General features: G+C 33.0%; 10 protein-coding genes. 5 read left to right on the top strand and 5 right to left on the bottom strand.

Going from position 1 to position 18,639, the window contains the following annotated elements; genetic code table 11:
- Positions 1 to 349: 349 nt before the first annotated feature.
- On the bottom strand, positions 350 to 1,195 hold the full coding sequence (locus EMTOL_RS15235) for a coiled-coil domain-containing protein (RefSeq protein WP_015030205.1): 846 nt from the start codon (positions 1,193 to 1,195) through the stop codon (positions 350 to 352).
- 1 nt (position 1,196) lies between these two features.
- Entirely contained in the window at positions 1,197 to 1,619 is a 423-nt protein-coding gene (locus EMTOL_RS15240) for a hypothetical protein (RefSeq protein ID WP_015030206.1), read from the bottom strand.
- Between the two features lie 1,293 nt (positions 1,620 to 2,912).
- Here EMTOL_RS15240 and EMTOL_RS15245 point away from each other — a divergent pair.
- Positions 2,913 to 3,899, top strand: coding sequence for a DUF6089 family protein (locus EMTOL_RS15245; RefSeq protein ID WP_305953250.1), 987 nt, complete (start codon positions 2,913 to 2,915; stop codon positions 3,897 to 3,899).
- Positions 3,900 to 4,332: 433 nt separating this feature from the next.
- Entirely contained in the window at positions 4,333 to 11,835 is a 7,503-nt protein-coding gene (locus EMTOL_RS15250) for a beta strand repeat-containing protein (protein WP_015030208.1), read from the top strand.
- Positions 11,836 to 12,702: 867 nt separating this feature from the next.
- Here EMTOL_RS15250 and EMTOL_RS15255 read toward each other — a convergent pair.
- The gene (locus EMTOL_RS15255; RefSeq protein ID WP_015030210.1) at positions 12,703 to 13,572 is read right to left on the bottom strand and encodes a leucine-rich repeat domain-containing protein; all 870 of its coding nucleotides are present in this window, start codon (positions 13,570 to 13,572) and stop codon (positions 12,703 to 12,705) included.
- A gap of 467 nt (positions 13,573 to 14,039) precedes the next feature.
- Between EMTOL_RS15255 and EMTOL_RS22225 the strand changes: the two genes are divergently transcribed.
- Complete coding sequence (locus EMTOL_RS22225) at positions 14,040 to 14,897, top strand: tyrosine-type recombinase/integrase (RefSeq protein ID WP_015030211.1); 858 nt, start codon at positions 14,040 to 14,042, stop codon at positions 14,895 to 14,897.
- Positions 14,897 to 16,060: an IS91 family transposase gene (locus tag EMTOL_RS15270; protein ID WP_015030212.1), complete on the top strand. Its 1,164-nt coding sequence runs from the start codon at positions 14,897 to 14,899 to the stop codon at positions 16,058 to 16,060. Before EMTOL_RS22225 ends, EMTOL_RS15270 begins: the two co-directional genes overlap by 1 nt.
- 472 nt (positions 16,061 to 16,532) lie before the next feature.
- Here EMTOL_RS15270 and EMTOL_RS15275 read toward each other — a convergent pair whose 3' ends face one another.
- On the bottom strand, positions 16,533 to 16,919 hold the full coding sequence (locus EMTOL_RS15275; RefSeq protein WP_015030213.1) for a hypothetical protein: 387 nt from the start codon (positions 16,917 to 16,919) through the stop codon (positions 16,533 to 16,535).
- Between the two features lie 126 nt (positions 16,920 to 17,045).
- Here EMTOL_RS15275 and EMTOL_RS15280 point away from each other — a divergent pair, with 126 nt between their 5' ends.
- Positions 17,046 to 17,873: an IS5 family transposase gene (locus tag EMTOL_RS15280; RefSeq protein WP_015030214.1), complete on the top strand. Its 828-nt coding sequence runs from the start codon at positions 17,046 to 17,048 to the stop codon at positions 17,871 to 17,873.
- On the opposite strand, the gene EMTOL_RS15285 is transcribed toward EMTOL_RS15280, so the two are convergent.
- Positions 17,870 to 18,091, bottom strand: a complete 222-nt coding sequence (locus EMTOL_RS15285) for a hypothetical protein (protein ID WP_015030215.1) — start codon at positions 18,089 to 18,091, stop codon at positions 17,870 to 17,872. The two genes, EMTOL_RS15280 and EMTOL_RS15285, sit on opposite strands and share 4 nt — an antisense overlap.
- Between the last annotated feature and the right edge of the window lie 548 nt (positions 18,092 to 18,639).

Genomic DNA, 18,639 nt, shown 5'->3' on the forward strand with positions numbered 1-18,639 from the left:
AATGTGCTAGATAAATCAGAAGTTTGGGAAAGCAAGAATACAAGTAATTTATAAATAATGAGTTGCAGAGCTATGGGTAGAAATTTTTGTTAGTATCATAAATGCTTCATTTATTTAAGTTTTCAATCATTGCATAATTGGTCATACTATATAATATTTTTCTTAATAAAAAAGGTATTAAAATAGAACACGTATATAAACACAGAAGAAGTCTTTATTCTTATTTTTCGGTATTAATTTGAAAAAAAACACCCCAATTTTCAAAGCAGTTCTAGAAAGGGGAAAGGAATAAATTATACGCTTAAAGTTGACAATTAATTTTGGTTAATAAATTTTCTTACATTGTGTTTTAGTTTTGTAGATTGATAATTCTGTAAAAACCATTAGGGTTTAAAGATTCATAATCTGGAAAATCTAAAAATGTGAAAATAAAATAATTGTATCTTTTCCCAAGAAAGCCTCCCTTTTGAAACGAATTTTCTGAGCAGAAAACTATTTCTTTTGTAGAGCCAACCTTAATTTTATCATGCAAATAATAACTATTTCGGCTATTACATTCTTTAAGTGGGAAATCCTTTTTTTTCAAGTCAGTTAATTTTTTTATTTGAATTTTTATTGGAATAGGCTCCCCATAAACCGATACGTCACCGAAAACTTGGATTTTTAGGGTAAGAGAGTTTGAGGTATAATTATTTGAATAATAAATTTCAGTTTCAGTTAATAATAGATGTAATTTCTTAATTTCGTTTTTAAGATAAATATTTTCAGTTTTCAATTGCCTAGAGATATTTTCTAAGGAATCAATCTTGTTAAAATATCTATTTCTAGAAATTTCAATTCTAGTTTTTTCTTTTTCTAATTCATCTATATCTGCCTTTACTGATTCTATTTCTTTATTTAATTCTTCAACTTTAACTGTTTGGTTTTGAATTTGAGTCAAATACCACCTTTCTTTTGAGTGCCAGTCAGTAGCATTGTCATTTTTTTCCTTGATTCGAGCCTTTCGAAGCCAATAAATTTGTTTCTCTGCTTCCCTTAAACTTATTGTCAAATTCTCTACAGTTTTATTTAAAGTATAAATATCAAGAGCCATTTTTTCTGCAGCACGACTAGGATTCCTATGCGTTGAACTTAGCAGAATACTATCTTTGGATAATGCAGTTGAAAGCAAAATTATTGTAAAAATAATTCTCATTTTATTTTAATAGATTTAGTTGTCGATTTATTTCACTACTATCGCATTTACCATCTTCAATGTCTTTCTTTATTATCTCTAGTATGGTAATATTATAATTGATTTCGTTATTGTTAGAACTTGAGAGTTTTGATGTATACTGTTCCAACATAATATCAATTTTATCTTTATATTCACATTGAACGACTTCTTTTTTTTTAAAAAAAAGTAAGTTTAGTATTATTAAAAAAGAACCTAAAGCAAGCATTCTTTTTCCGTAAATTAATGACCGCTCAGATAATTCTGGGTTTGGCTTTACCCATTTTGAATCAGCAATAAATGACAACAAAAATAGGGCACATCCGAGAAGAAATATGCATCCTCCGATAAATACTAACGGATATTCGGTAAAAAATAAAACTAACTCTTTGATTTCTTTATTCATAATTGATGTCAAAAAAATAAGATAATTCAGGTTTTTTAAATTTTAATGTAAATGCAATTTAAAGGCATTAGCATAAACATAGTTCGAACATACGTTCCAGAGTGCAATGAATGGGTAATAATTTTGAGAAACCGTATAAAGCTACAGCCATTTCGTCATGCAGTAGTTATAAGAGTTTTGATGTTAAGTTGGCTCTTTTTTCTTTTTATATCTTTGAATTGAAAATTCTCGACTTTTGATTTGTTACGGCTTTCACAGAGAAGTACTTACTTAACTAGAAACTCTAAATTCCACCTTGTAGGGAAGATAAAGCATTTGATATTAATCAAAATAAAATTGTGTCTTTTTATTCATCAGTTTAACACCCCTTAGTCAACATCTATAAATGTAATGAGCATTTGCATTATCAAGATGAAATTTAAATTGAACTTTTCTATAAAAAACGAAAATGACTAAAATATAATATAGACAATTCTTTCATTCTATTTCATATAAGCTTTGCTAATTAAGGTTTTGCAAGCAGATATATAATATTTTACTCAAAGAAAACAATTATTAATGGTAGTTCCCTTAAAAAATTAGAATATTTATCTAATGGTTTTTTATCCGTAAATTGATTCTAGGATGAGATGAAAGGAAGTGATGATAGATTACATTTCGCACAACGTCCTCCATTATGATGGTTTGGGATTAGCAATAAAGTAGTCTAACATTCAAAGTTTGTAATTGTGTGTTTGGGGAGAAATCAATCCAAACAAAATTAAAGCTGAACAATCTAATAAGTATAGCAAATATGAGTTCAATTATTTTATTCAATAATAGTAAGCACGCGTGCTGGTGTAAACCCGTGATTTTACATTAGCACTTACAAACCCTAAATAATGGTATCAGATTTGAGATTATATTTGACAATGTTCATCATAAACTACGTGGTTTAATATTTTTTACATTTAGACATAAGCTACAGTTGTAGGTTGTATTTATATTTTACTTTAAACAATAGGATTTAATTTCTTTAAAGGAGACATAATTGACTCAAAATCATGTTAAAAATGATATTTCCACTTCATCACCGTTTGATGTTAGTTGTCACCTAATTTATGACATTTATGCTTGTATTGTTTTTATTTTATATTTTTTAAGATAAAAAATATAACATTTACGAAAGTGTTTTCATCATTTTCTTGGTGGTTGTAATTAATAAATTTTATCATTTTTATAGTATTAATAAGTAAAAACGTGTTACAGACGCCCCCCAAAAAAAACTTAAAAATTAAATTATTGGTATTCAAAATGCCAAGTGAATATTCTATTGCAAACATTTTTTTTGTTGTGGTATTCTTATTTTGTTTTTCAATTGTTGAAACTATCGCACAAAAGGTATACGAACCTTGGAGGCGGTACGAAAAAACTTCCCAAATTGAGTTTGGAATAGGTACTAGTAATTATCTTGGTGATATTCATCCTATTGATAATATTTATTCGTATCAGAGTTCAATTAGATGGAATACGTCATTGTCTTATATTAAGCAAATTACGCCTTTTTATTCCTTAAAAATAGCATTTTCTTGGGTGCGATTGGCAGGAGATGACTATGTATTTACCAAAAATCAAGTTTCTAAGACGGATAATTTTGATATCAATTTTTTAAGAAATTTAAGCTTTAGAAATGATTTAAAAGAGGTTTCATACGTAAGTATTATTAATCTTAAGAGTGGTTTTTTTGCCCGTAATTTTAAAAATAGGCCGCAAATGATTCCATATTTTCTTTTGGGTACATCATTAATTAAACATCAGCCTTTAGCGAGAGAAATATATACACAAACAATTGGTTTGGGTGAGTGGAGAAAGATTAACGTTAGTCAATCGAAGAGAAATATTGCTTTTGCAATACCCACAGGCATTGGATTAAAAGGTAGGGTATCCGAAAAATTTGATTTAAATTTTGAATTAAACTATCATTTTGTTTTTACTGATAATTTAGATGATATTATCGGTAGGCCCTTTCCTAAAAATGAGTTAATAGGAAATACAGATTTTACAAATAGGAGTACCGAAAAGTTTACAGCTAATAATGGTTTTAATCGCACGAACTTGTATAACATTGTTGCTCAAAGACAAGGGTTTAGCTTTTTTAATGGATTGGGTACAAATCTTTTTCCTACGATTGGATACCCCAATACTACACCAGAAAGGGGTGATAAAAAGAACGATTCATTTTTGATGATTTCTGTAAAAGTACAATACTATTTATCGAAAAGGGATAGGTGTAAATATTAATAATTGTGATTAAACGGTTACGTTTTTTAAAAAGCATAGTCTAAATAAAATAGTGAAGTAGCTTTCTCTACAAAAAAATCTCTCGCTTTAAAATGACTAAAAAATGTGCTTTTACAAAATGAATTTCATGCTTTTGCTCGACACCTACTCAAGTTTACAATAAATTTTGATTTCGTAATTTGAAACCCCAAAAAAAGCTAATCCTTTAATCAATATCCTAAAAGTAGTATTCCCATTCATTTTAAGTGAAAGAAACTTAAATCCATAAAAATGTAAATCTTCAGTTATTAAAGAAATGATTTGAAGGATTTAGTAGTCGAAAGAAAGCAAATTTCAAAGAGTGTAATTAATGCCTTGGGCTTTTGAACTCATTAAAAATTAAAGTTTCAGTCTAAGATAAGATATAATCAGTATCCCAAAAATGATTTAAGTGATGAAAAATTTTAAGAAAACTAATCAATTTGCCAAAATTATTCAAAAAAGCTATTTCTGGGCGTTTTTTGTATTTAGCCTATTTGAAAGTTTTATTACTTATGGGCAAGCTTGTACTGGTTCTTTAGGATCACCAGTTGTAAAACAAGATTTTGGAACCAATGGTGGAACTTTTGAATTAACAACTTACTCCTACCAAAGTACCGAATGTCCAAATGATGGTAATTATTCTCTTCAACCAAAAACAGTTGCTTGTTTTTCAGGTAATTGGAATACACTAAATGAAGATCATACACCTAATGATATAAATGGCAATTTGATGATTGTAAATGCTGACCCCAATCCATCAAAGGTATTTTATATTCAAACAGTCAATAATCTTTGTCCTAATACTACTTATGAATTATCTGCTTACATAATTAATTTACTAAGACAAGGAGTTTCAGGAGCTAAACCAAACATTAAATTCAAGATAGAAAAAACAGATGGAACTTTAATACAAGAATATTCGACTGGAAATATTGATTCACCATCAAGTAATCCTGTGACTCCTTCAATGTGGGGTAGGTATGCTACTTTTTTCACAACATCAGCAGGAATGAATAGTGTAGTATTAAAACTTATTAACAATGCAGCAGGAGGGGGTGGAAATGATTTAGCCATAGATGATATTGCATTTAGTCCTTGTGGTCCATTGTTGAGTTCTAACTCAGGTGGAAGCAACACTAAAATTGTATGTTCCGGTACTAATGTTACGCTGTCAACAAATCTTTCTGGTGGATACACCAGTCCTGAATATCAGTGGCAAGAAAGTAGTAATAACTTGGACTGGTCAAATATTGCAGGTCAAACAAATAGCACTTATACATTTTTATCCAGTAATACTGGAAGTACTGTAACAGCAAAGTATTTCCGTTCTTTAGCCTCTGAAGCGGGCAATATAAATAATGTCAATTGTAGAATTGAATCGAGCGTAACTCTAATAAAAACAATTCCTCAACCAATAGTCAATCAGCCAGTAAATTTAACAGTATGTAATAACACACTTACAACTGTGAATTTTACAGGTATTGCTACGCGTTATAATTACACAAGTAGTGCAAATATTGGAATAACAACAACTAATGTGTCAGCTACCAATAATAATGCTTCTTTTACATTTACTGCACAAAATAATGGTACTTCACCAGTTAGCTCAACTATTACAGTGACTCCAATTTATCAGCAAGACTCGATCTGTCAAGGAGAAGCCAAAACATTCACAATTACAGTAAATCCAACACCAACAGTTGAAAAACCAAGCAATCAAGTAATCTGTAACAATACATTATCAACAACTGTCAATTTTAATGGAGCCGTTCCTGGAACAATATACAATTGGACGAATAATACTCCATCTATAGGATTGGCTAGTAGTGGTTCGGGTAATATTGGAAGTTTTACAGCCATAAATTCTGGTACTAATCCTATCACGGCCACCATAACTGTTACACCAAGTTATACAAATAATGGTAGGACCTGCGATGGTACACCTCAAACATTCACAATTACAGTAAATCCAACACCAACAGTTGAAAAACCAAGTAATCAAGTTAACTGTAATAATACTTCGTCAAGTGCTATTAACTTTAGTGGTGCGGTAGCAGGAACAATATACAATTGGACAAATAATACTCCATCGATAGGATTAGCTACTAGCGGCTTGGGCAACATTGGGAGTTTTACAGCCATAAATACTGGTTCGAACCCAATAACAGCTACTATAACAGCTACACCAAGCTATACAAATGCAGGTAGGACATGCGAAGGAATACCTCAAGATTTTACATTTACTGTAAATCCTACTCCTACAGTAACAAAACCTGTCAATCAAACTATCTGTGATAATTCTTCAACTACCTTGGTTAACTTTTCAGGAACTGTTTTAGGCACGACATATAATTGGACAAATAATACCGCATCAATAGGATTAGCTGCGAATGGCTCAGGCAACATTGGGAGTTTTATAGTAACTAATACAGGTGCAACTCCTGTAACGAGTACCATAATTGTTACACCAAGTTATACAAATGCAGGAAAGACTTGCGAAGGAACACCTCAAACTTTTTCAATTACTGCAAATCCAAGACCGCAAGCTTTTGCAAGTCCAAATGAATTAAATATTTGTACCGGAGATAAAATAACTATAAATCTTTCTGATTCAAAAGGCGTATCTGGAACAACTACTTTCTCTTGGAATAGAGATAATTTATTGAATATCACTGGAGTCAATGGTGGTTCAAGTAATCCCATCTCAGGAGTTCTAATTAACACTACTAACTCAACTCAATCAACTAATTTCATAATTACAGCAACCACTCAGGCCGGTTGTGTAAATACAACTAATGCTATTGTAAATGTAACCCCCCAATTGCTTGTCAGTATTTCTGGAAATACTTTTTTTTGTGGAACTGGAAATTTAAATAATTCAACATTACTAACTGCTTTAGTTTCAGGTGGAAATAGTAGTTATTCATATCAATGGTATTTAAATGGAAACACTATTTCAGGGGCAACAAGTGCAAACTATCAAGCTTCAACAGAAGGGAACTATTGGGTTGAGGTTAAGTCTGAATATTGTGCTAAAAATTCAAATACTTTAACTGTAAATCCTCCTTATAATTTAGGTGCTGCTCCTACTGTTACACCAAACCCAGTTACAATTTGCCAAAATTCAACTGCAAGTTTTATAGCGTCAAGTACTTCCACTTTAGGAACTATTTCTTGGTATACAAGTAGTAGCTCAAACTCTACTATTGCCACGGGGAATTCGTTTACCACTCCAACTTTAAATAGCAGTCAAACCTATTATGTATCGAGAGTTTATCCTATCCCATTTACGAATCCAATTGTAACTTGTGAAACTTCCAGGACAGAAGTTCAGACCATAATCAATCCAGATGTTGTTGCACCGATAGCTATAGGAAATACAAGTATTTGTAAAGGCGAAAGTGCCATTTTATCAATTACAAATACATGTACAGGAGGGGAAATTACTTGGAAAAATCAAAATAATGTAGTAATTGGGACTGGGAATGAATTAACTGTTTTTCCAATAATAACCACTTCATATACAGCAACATGTAAAATTGGGAATTGTATCAGCGATGAATCTAATACTGTAATAATAAATGTGTTGAGTCCGCCTTCAATTTCAATTATACCTACCAATATTACTTGTTTTAATAAAACTGACGGAAGTATAATTGTGAATGTGAGTGGAGGTAAGGTCCCATATACATACCTATGGAATAATAATGCAACTACACCTGTGATAAATAACTTAACAGAGGGAAATTATTCGGTTGTCGTGACTGATGATAATAAATGTACTTCAACGGGCAACGTTGTTATCACGGAACCCACTCCAATAGAACTTAGTGTATCAGGTACGAATTTGACCTGTACAGGGAATAACAGCGGCCAAGTTATTTTAACAGCGAGTGGCGGGACGGGAACATTAAGTTATTTATGGGACACGGGAGCGACGAGCAAAGATTTGATAAATGTCTCAGCGGGAACATACAGCGTAAGAGTTCAAGATAGTAATGGTTGTAGAGCTAGTACTTCAGTTACCTTGATAGAACCCACTCCAATAGAACTTAGTGTATCAGGTACGAATTTGACCTGTACAGGGAATAACAGCGGTGCAGTTACTTTAACAGCGAGTGGCGGCACGGGAACATTAAGTTATTTATGGGACACGGGAGCGACGAGTAAAGATTTGATAAATGTCTCAGCGGGAACCTACAGCGTAACAGTCCAAGATAGTAATGGTTGTAGAGCTAGTACTTCAGTTGTTATCACGGAACCCACTCCAATAGAACTTAGTGTATCAGGTACGAATTTGACGTGTACAGGGAATAACAGCGGCCAAGTTATTTTAACAGCGAGTGGCGGGACGGGAACATTAAGTTATTTATGGGACACGGGAGCGACGAGTAAAGATTTGATAAATGTCTCAGCGGGAACGTACAGCGTAACAGTCCAAGATAGTAATGGTTGTAGAGCTAGTACTTCAGTCACCTTGACAGAACCCACTCCAATAGAACTTAGTGTATCAGGTACGAATTTGACCTGTACAGGAAATAACAGCGGCCAAGTTATTTTAACAGCGAGTGGCGGGACGGGAACATTAAGTTATTTATGGGACACGGGAGCGACGAGTAAAGATTTGATAAATGTCTCAGCGGGAACCTACAGCGTAAGAGTTCAAGATAGTAATGGTTGTAGAGCTAGTACTTCAGTTACCCTGATAGAACCCACTCCAATAGAACTTATTGTATCAGGTACGAATTTGACGTGTACAGGGAATAACAGCGGCCAAGTTATTTTAACAGCGAGTGGCGGGACGGGAACATTAAGTTATTTATGGGACACGGGAGCGACGAGTAAAGATTTGATAAATGTCTCAGCGGGAACGTACAGCGTAACAGTCCAAGATAGTAATGGTTGTAGAGCTAGTACTTCAGTTGTTATCACGGAACCCACTCCAATAGAACTTAGTGTATCAGGGACGAATTTGACCTGTACAGGAAATAACAGCGGCCAAGTTACTTTAACAGCGAGTGGCGGGACGGGAACATTAAGTTATTTATGGGATACGGGAGCGACGAGTAAAGATTTGATAAATGTCTCAGCGGGAACCTACAGCGTAAGAGTTCAAGATAGTAATGGTTGTAGGGCTAGTACTTCAGTTGTTATTACAGAACCAACTCCACTTTTGAGTATTAAGGGAAGTATTCTAAATGTAAATTGTTCAGGTGATACAAATGGTTCTATTTCTTTAATTACAAGTGGAGGTATTGCTCCTTACAGCTATTCTAAAAATGGAGAAATTTTTCAAAATAGTAATGTTTTTAATGGTTTAAAATCAGGAACTTATACTATCGTAACAAAGGATTTTAATGGATGTCAAGCAATAACCGATATTTCTGTTAATTCTAACGAAAATGATTTAAGTATTACTTCACACCCCCTTTCGGTTGAAGTTTGCAGTGACTCAATTGTTGTTCTTTTGATTAAAACTCGTGGTAGCGTTATGGGTTATCAATGGAAAAAAAATGGATCTGATATTGTTGGGGCAAATAATAGTAATTTGATTTTAAATAAAGGAGAATCTGGTAATTTTGTTTGTGTAGTTAGAGGTATCTGTGAATCGTTAGTTTCACAGACGGCTGTAGTAAATGTAAAAAATTGCCAATCTACAAAAACTGATAAAGGTTGTATAGATCTCGCTTTAAGAAAACGTCTGTTTTTAGAGGGTAATCAAACAAGTTTCTCACATTTGGAAAATGTAAAATTTGACATAACAGTATTCAACCAATGTAAATATATAAAAGCATATAATATTGATGTTATTGATTACATACCTAAAGGATTTGAGCTAGAAGCTGTTGTTTCTGAAAATGTAAAATGGAGTAGAACTATTGATACACTTTGGAATGCTGAACGAACAAATATTATTCGAATAGATACGAATGCAATTACCAGAATAGATAGCTTGGCAGGTGGAGATAGTACGAAGTTAGAGATTGTCTTACGTGTCAAGAATAGTACTCCTAATGGTATTTACATCAATAAATCGGAAATATTCAGAGCAACGCTAGACAAGGAAGGCAAATTACCAGTCCTTAATGATAATGATAGTCGTTTTGACAAAAATCCAAACAATGATATTGGCGGTAAAGAGAATTCTCCTACTGATAACGAAATTAATGGTGACGGAGATTCTTTAAAAGATGTAATTGGAGGAACGCTTTACAACCACGATGAAGACGATGAAGATCCCGAAGCAATAATTGTTAATAATATATGCTTTGATTTAGCACTCACAAAGAAGATTGCCTCATATCCAATATCGGCTGTTTATCTTCCAAATGAAAATGTAAAATTTGACATAACAGTATTCAATCAATGTAAATATACAAAAGCATATAATATTGATGTTATTGATTACATACCTAAAGGATTTGAGTTAGAAGCTGTTGTTTCTGAAAATGTAAAATGGAGTAGAACTATTGATACACTTTGGAATGCTGAACGAACAAATATTATTCGAATAGATACGAATGCAATTACCAGAATAGATAGCTTGGCAGGTGGAGATAGTACGAAGTTAGAGATTGTCTTACGTGTCAAGAATAGTACTCCTAATGGTATTTACATCAATAAATCGGAAATATTCAGAGCAACGCTAGACAGGGAAGGCAAATTACCAGTCCTTAGTGATAATGATAGTCGTTTTGACAAAAATCCAAACAATGATATTGGCGGTAAAGAGAATTCTCCTACTGATAACGAAATTAATGGTGACGGAGATTCTTTAAAAGATGTAATTGGAGGAACGCTTTACAACCACGATGAAGACGATGAAGACCCCCAACTAATAGTTATAGGAAATATTTCCTGTTTGCAAGTATTTGCTGATTCTGTAAAAGGAAATAATTGGTATGATTTATATGATATGTATGGAAGGTTATATGCTTCAATAAACCCTAACGGGCAAAATTTAGGAAGAGTAACATTAAGTATTAAGCATTATGGTAATGGGGAATCAAATGTACCAAAGACTAATTTTGGAACAAAAATATTGTCTCGTTATTATGATTTACAAAGTTCAATAAGGGATACTTTTGAGATACCAGTATCAGTAAAACTTTACTTCTTAAATTCTGAGTTTGAGGATTATAAGAAGGCCTCAGATTTACCCGAATTAACAATAAACGATTTCAATATTATTCATTATGATGGAATAAATGAAAATTGTGGTTTTGAAGATAATGATAATTTTGATAAGGGATATTCCGAAGTTATTTACAAAAATGTAATAGGGAAAAAATTTAATAATTATTCATTTTTCTTGCAATTCGACCAGCAAAGTTTTTCAGAGGTGGGTGCTTCTGCTAATAAGTTTGCTATGGTTATAGATTTTAATGCCAGGAAAAATGAGGATAGTGTGTCTGTTTTAGTTACATGGGAAACCAATTTAGAAGTAAACAGTAATTATTTTATAGTTGAACGAAGTGAAGACTGTAAGCACTTTACTGAAATATCAAAAGTAAAGGCTGTTGGAGTTGGTAATTATTATAGTTACATTGATAATAATCCACTTAATGGTAAAAGTTGCTATCGAATTGTTTATGTTGATAAAGACGGTACTCACAAGATTCTAGACCCTGCACAAGTAATATTTGAAGGCAAACCTGTTTGTAAAGTATATCCAAATCCAATTTTGACTAATAATATTGTTAATTTTCAAGTAAATAATTTAGATGTAAAAAAACTGATAATGTATAATTCAGCTGGGCATGAAATTCCTTTAGATTGGCAAAAAGAGAATGAAAACTTGTTCATCATAAAGCCATTTACAAAGGAGTTGGCATCGGCCATTCATTTCATCATCGCAGTTGATAATTTGGGGCGTAGATGTATTGTGAAAGTAATTTCACAAAGAAATAAATAATAGAAGAAATATTTATAATTGGAAATAAGTTGATATAATTATGATTTATAGACATTTCGAAAATGTGAATAAATCATAATCTTGAACATTAATGGTAGGTGAACCAACGCAGGTTAGAGTTGAAAACAATAATTTACTTCAACATTACTTGAATGTAATTGATATGAGAAATAGTTCATACATTAAAGTGATATCCTGATAAAGGTTTGCTGAAATTACCTCTCAAAGGTTAATTTAGTGAAGTGTACAGATTGCAGGTTGTGTTTATTGTTATCTGATGTCTGAGTCTGCTGTGATTTACTATCTCTATAGTCATCTTTTACAAACAAAAGCACAATTCATAAATAAGTCATCACCTAGCAATTTGATGAAAATTTCATTCAAATAATAGGTAAATTCTTTATAGTTGGGTTACGTGATTTGTTGCTTATTCGAAGTCTGATATATGAGATGTTTGGTGGTAAAAAATTAGCATGATAGCACAGGTATATATGATTTTTACCCATATAAAACTCTTGTTTCCAATGTTTTCGTTTAACAAAAGAAAGCTAAAAATCCTATATATTTTCTTGTATGTTGGGCTTTTGTCAAGGCTAATTTCAACTTTTCATATTTTTGGATTTCAAAAATATGAAAAGTTGACAAATCAAATGTTACCGATTTAATCTACAAACCATGCTTTGAAAAAAATGAATATAAAGTCAAATAAAAGTATTTGTTGAAAAGTGAAATTGGGCTAATGTCACACACTCAGCATCTAGACGGTTACTTGACTCTTAACATTTTTGAAAACTTTGTGATGTGAGTGTGTCGCAAATTAAAATAACCGTCAATTTATTTTATCAGCACAAGTCTATATAAATACGATTATTTACAAATAACTAATTTTATATTTTTATCCATTTCCCACATTTGGACACCATAACTTTTCTTTTGAGCTCTTTCCTTAGCTATTTTTAGATCCCAAACACAAATTGAAGAGAATATATTTCCTTTGCACGAAAACCATTCAATTTTTGGGTTTTGACTCAAATCCAATTTGGTCAAATATGTTCTATCACAATGCAAATTAAAAAGATTTATATTTTTTGATAAATCTAAGTATTTCAAGGGGTTATCTGAGCAATTTATATCAGTTAATGCTAAATGATTACTAATTTCAAGATGTTCAATCTTGTTTTCATGACAACCTAAACTTGTTAAGTTCAAGGCTTTTCTAATATCCAAATTTTGAATCTCGTTTCCAGAACAGTTGAGTATTGTAATACTTTCGGGTATTTCAATAAATTTTAGAAGGTTTCCACTACAATCAACTCTACATAAACGTGGATTCATTTGAAGGTTGATAAATTTGATTTTATTATCACGACAATTAAGTTCAACTAAATTAATATTTTGTGAAATATCTAAAGAATCTAATAAGTTATTATCACAAACTAATACCTCTAAATTTTTATTTCTTGATATATCTAACTTTCGAATATTATTAGTACTGCAATTTAGTACTCTAAGTTTTTCAAACGATTCAATACCACTTAAACTATGTATATCTTTAAGTCCCAAATCAAGTGCTTTAATGTCAATAATATCAGCCTTGCTTATCTTCCCATCAATCTTTTTGTCTGAATCTATTCCTTGTTCAACTAAATATTTTTCGAAGTTAACATCTTCTATCTCTATTCTTTCATTTGTTCGACTATTAAAGAATAAAATGGTAATTAGATAAATAAGATACATGATTTGCAATTTATTTGTTAATTCAAAAAAGTTTTTTCATGACAACAATACAAATAATTTCACAAATGTTCCTTTAAATAACAAAACAAGGTATTTAAAAAGCATATTTGGGTGATAAAATGAAAAGGTTTATCAAATATTTATAAATTGAAATACAGTAAGAATTTTTGCAATTTAAATATATCGGAATTAATGCCACCTCATTTAGTAAAGGCATAACAGTGATTTTCGTAATTAAATTAGCTATTCTCCATAAAACTAACTTCCAACCAAATCATTATGATGATTTTGGTTGGATGCTGATTATAAGGTGATTAACTTAAAACTTTTACATAATGCTTCGTGTTGAACCAACAACTAAGTTGAAGGGATATTGTAAAAATAGTAAAAAAAATAGATAACTTGTTGACTCATTAAAACAATATTCATGATGTTAACAAAAAAACAGTTTTTATGTCGCTGTAAAGTTGAGTGCTGAGTCGGAGAAGCTTTTGCGAGAATTAGAAAATTACCTCAGAGCTAAACGCTATTCCCCACGCACGGTCAATAATTACAGCTATGAGATTCGGTATTTGCTGAGTCATTATTCCGACCGCTCGGCCTATAGTCTGGTTCAGACCGACATCATCAATTACCTGACTTACATCCAAGAGCAATTCAATGCATCGTGGGGCAAATGTCATACCGCCGCCCAGGCAATGAGTTGCTTTTTTCAACACATTCTTCAACTACCAGCCATCCGAGCACGCTCATTTTATCCCCTCAAACGACAAGTGTACCCCAATATACTCAGTCAGCAAGAGGTGGGAATGGTTTTAAATTGTTGTGAAATCTTGCAACACAAGGCCATTGTATCAGTTTTTTATGGAACGGGCGTTCGCCTGAGTGAATTACAACACCTGAAATTGAGCGACCTTGATAGACCCAATTTACGGCTTCGAGTATCCCATGGCAAGGGTAATAAAGAACGCTACACCTTACTTTCAGAGAAGTTATTGAGTTTATTAGAAGAATATTGGCGAGCGTACCGCCCCAAAGTTTACCTTTTTGAGGGGCGACTGGTAGGCAAGCCCATGAAGGCTCGAACGATTCAGTTTCATGTAGCCAGTGCTATGGGTCGAGCGGGCTTGTTGAGTCCCGAGCGTCGATTGTCATGTCATACTTTGCGTCATAGTTTTGCTACCCACCTGCTGGATGCCGGCACCGACGTCCATACGATTCAGCAGTTGTTGGGTCATTCTCACATCTCCACGACGATGGTGTATTTACATCTGCAAGAGAGCAAACGTCGCAATATCATCAATCCTGTAGATAGCTTTCTTTGATGAATAAGCAAGAAAGTTTACAAGGGGTTTTTAGCAAAGCACAAAGAATGGTCTTTAATTCATACTCCAAGAGCGTTTTTGGTCAACTGAGCACTTGCCGCACCCTTTCCAATGGCTATCATCTGAGTCAATGCAGCGATTGTGGGCATCAGCAGATGCAGTTTCATGGCTGTGGGAATCGGCATTGTCTGTTTTGTGGACACTTCGGTCGAGAGCAATGGGTCGGCCAACGTCGAGCAGAATTATTGCCAACGACTTACTATCACGTGGTCTTTACGCTGCCTCATGAATTGAATGGCTTGGTGATGGGCAATCGTACTTTACTATATAATTTGTTATTGGAGTCATCCTCTCAGACGCTCATACAGTTTGGTAAAGACCCCAAATATTTGGGTGCTGAAATTGGTATAACGTCGGTACTGCACACGTGGGGCCAGAATTTGTCGTTTCATCCGCATGTTCACTGCATTGTCAGTGGGGGAGGATTTGACGGAAATCAATGGCAAAATAGTAAGCGAGTAAGTGGGAAGTTTCTGTTTCCAGTGGGAGCAATGAAGATAGTCTTCAAGGGCATTTTGATGAAAGGTTTGCGAAAACTACGGCCCAAACTACGACTTGATAAGCTTAATTTTGAAGACTTATTAAGTCAGATTGGTCAGAAAGCGTGGAATGTGTATGCCAAACGGCCCTTTGGTGGAGCGATGGGGGTTTTAGAATACTTAGGTAGATACACTCACCGAATCGCCATCAGTAGTAGTCGCATCACCGAGGTAGGGCAAACGACGGTGAGTTTTAACTACAAAGACTACGCCGATGGGAGTAAAGTCAAACAAATGACGCTGAGTCATGAAGAATTCCTACGTCGTTTTGAGCAGCATATCCTTCCGAGGTATTTTGTTAAGATTAGACATTATGGATATTTACGCAACCGAGGTAAGCAAGAACGGCTCAAACAGATACTTGCGAGCCTGCAATTATCGGAGCGGAAGCCTATACCCAAGCTAACTGTTGAGCAGTTTATGCAGGAAAAATACGGGACAGGCCTTGGAAAGTGTCCATGTTGTGGGGAAGGAAGAATGGTCTCGATAGCTGTGACTTATAGTCATCGTTGCGAGCCAATACAAGCATCATTCCAAGTGAGAAACAAGGCTTCACCGGTGTAAAGATTGATTGAAAAGAGGCGACATCAATCAAACGACATTTGGCAAAAATTAATCCCAAGGTTTGGGTAGGGGTATTTATTGCTCAATTGCATCAAAACACCAAAGAAAGCCATGTTTTAAGCCAAAAATAGTTGAAAGGGGAGAACAAACACATCTACTTTTTGCCCTAATAAATTGCTTGGCATGCCCCGTTGTCGGCCAACACAAGATAGACAAAAGCCCGATATACCTTCGAGTACATCGGGCTTTATTATAGGGGCTTTCGTCTATCTTTCAGATTGTTGGAATTAAAACCAAATTTGTACCTCAACGCATTTAATATGTCCCACGCCAAACTAAAATTGGAGTGAAGCCCAAACAGATATAGTTACACTTTGCAATAAAACAAGCATTTTTTAGAATTTCGCTAATATCTTGTAGGTGAGTAAGTAATACTATGAAAAGACTAAAAATAATTAATCTTTTTTGAAAATTAATTACTTTCGGATAATATTTCGTCAATAATAGTTGAGTTTATTGTTCTGAGATATGTTGAAATAAGTACTCCTTTTCCATTATGAATAATACTGCATGCGTCTAAATAATCTTGTACACCAAATTGCAAATTTTTAATCATTTCTAACTCTTTTTCTTCTTGTTTTACCAAAAAATCAATAAATAAAGTTACACTATCCAATCTTTTCTTTTTATTTCCAAGTTGTGTATCTGACAAGTATTTATCAGTTATAGGAACATAATATTCTTCATCTACATAAGTATCCTCGCAAACATACTGCAAATATACCAAATCATAAACAAGTTCATCTACATAAGTTTTGCCTACTTGCGATAAACTAATCCTTGTTTTATCTAAGTCCATATGGCTCAATTTAATACCATAAAGTGTATTAAATAAACCATGAACTTGTTTAAGATTATTCTGAATCAAAAGTAGATGCTCAAGAAAGAGGTAATTTTGTTTTGCGAAGCAAAATATCTAAATCAAATGAGCATCTTAGACAAAGATAGAATTAAAACCTTTATTCTTCCATATTTAAGTCAAGGTAAACGAGGTAAAAATTTAACGGAAGATAAACGAATAAGTATTGTTTTATCCATTTTTCATCGTTTAAAAACAGGATGCCAGTGGAGAGAATTACCATTGGAGAAATATTTCACCGAGCAATATAGTTATGAATCTGTATTTTATCATTTCAATAAATGGTGTAAGGATGGTTCATGGAAAAGAATGTGGATTGGTTTATTGGCGAAATATAAGAACCATTTAGACTTATCAAGCATCCAATTAGACGGTTCACAAACCCGAGCCAACAGAGGAGGAAATAAAGTAGGGTTTCAGTTCAGAAAAGCAGATGAGAGTACAAATTTTTTGTACTTGTGTGATAGGCAGGGCATTCTAATTGCAATTTCAGAACCCATAAGTGGTGAACATCATGATTTAGCAGAAATAAAACAGCAATTTGAACAATTGATAAATTGGCTTGACCAATCTAACATTAGAACCGAAGGTTTATTCTTAAATGCAGATGCTGGTTTTGATAGTCAAGAGTGTAGGCAGATATGTTCCCAACACCATATTGAAGCTAACATAGCTTTCAATAAAAGAAATGGGGCTACTGAAAACAGAAATGAATATTTTGATGAACTCTTATATGAAAATCGCTATGTGATAGAGAGAGCTTTTGCTTGGTTAGACGCTTTTAAAGCTTTGCTTATAAGATATGAAACAACGGCAATCAATTGGCTAAATCTAAATATTATTGGTATGATAGTGTGTTTCCTGCGAAAAATATCCACTAAAATAAAATCTTAAACAAGTTCAATATTTCCATATCCAAGATTAATTGTTGTTGTACCAGATAAATTCTTCCAATCAACAGTTTTTACCAATAAGTTGTTGTTTTGTTTTACACTTAAAATTTCTACTAATTGCTTAATATTATTCTCCTTAGGGTTAATTAAAATATTTTTTTTATTACATGATTGTAACAATATTTGAATGATGAGTAGATATTTGAGGCATATTTTCATAGTCGATAATTAGTTTTAATTGTATTGACAGAAAATATTGATAAATGGTTGGATATGTGTAAAATATATTTCACTTTCAACGACCGCAAATGAGATGATGGGTGAAAAGCTGAGTATTTAGGTTTAAAATTAATAACTTTTCCTTATTTGCAGCGTTGGGACTCACACAACTTGAAAATTTCGCTAATCTAATGTCCACCAATAACTAAAAGTACCAAAGTGGAAAAAATCGAAGAAACTGCTCTAATCGAAAGTCGCTCACCAAATTTTCATACCAAGTTCTGAAAAAAGAAATATAAAAGCAAATTGAATTTGATTTTTGAAGCGAAATTTGAGTAAATACCACGCTAATCGAATGTTGCCTACTAATTTTGTATTAGTAATAGTTTCCTAAGGGTGATATTGTTGTTAGATTTATGCAGATTAAAGTTTGACGCGATAAGCTCAAATGTAGGTTTCGTTGTTAATAATTTGTAAAAATATTTCTAGTGATGCTTTTTTGTACGGAAAATATACGTACATTTGTATTGCTAATTCAATATCAATTA

The organism is Emticicia oligotrophica DSM 17448 (genome assembly GCF_000263195.1).
GTDB lineage: Bacteria > Bacteroidota > Bacteroidia > Cytophagales > Spirosomataceae > Emticicia > Emticicia oligotrophica.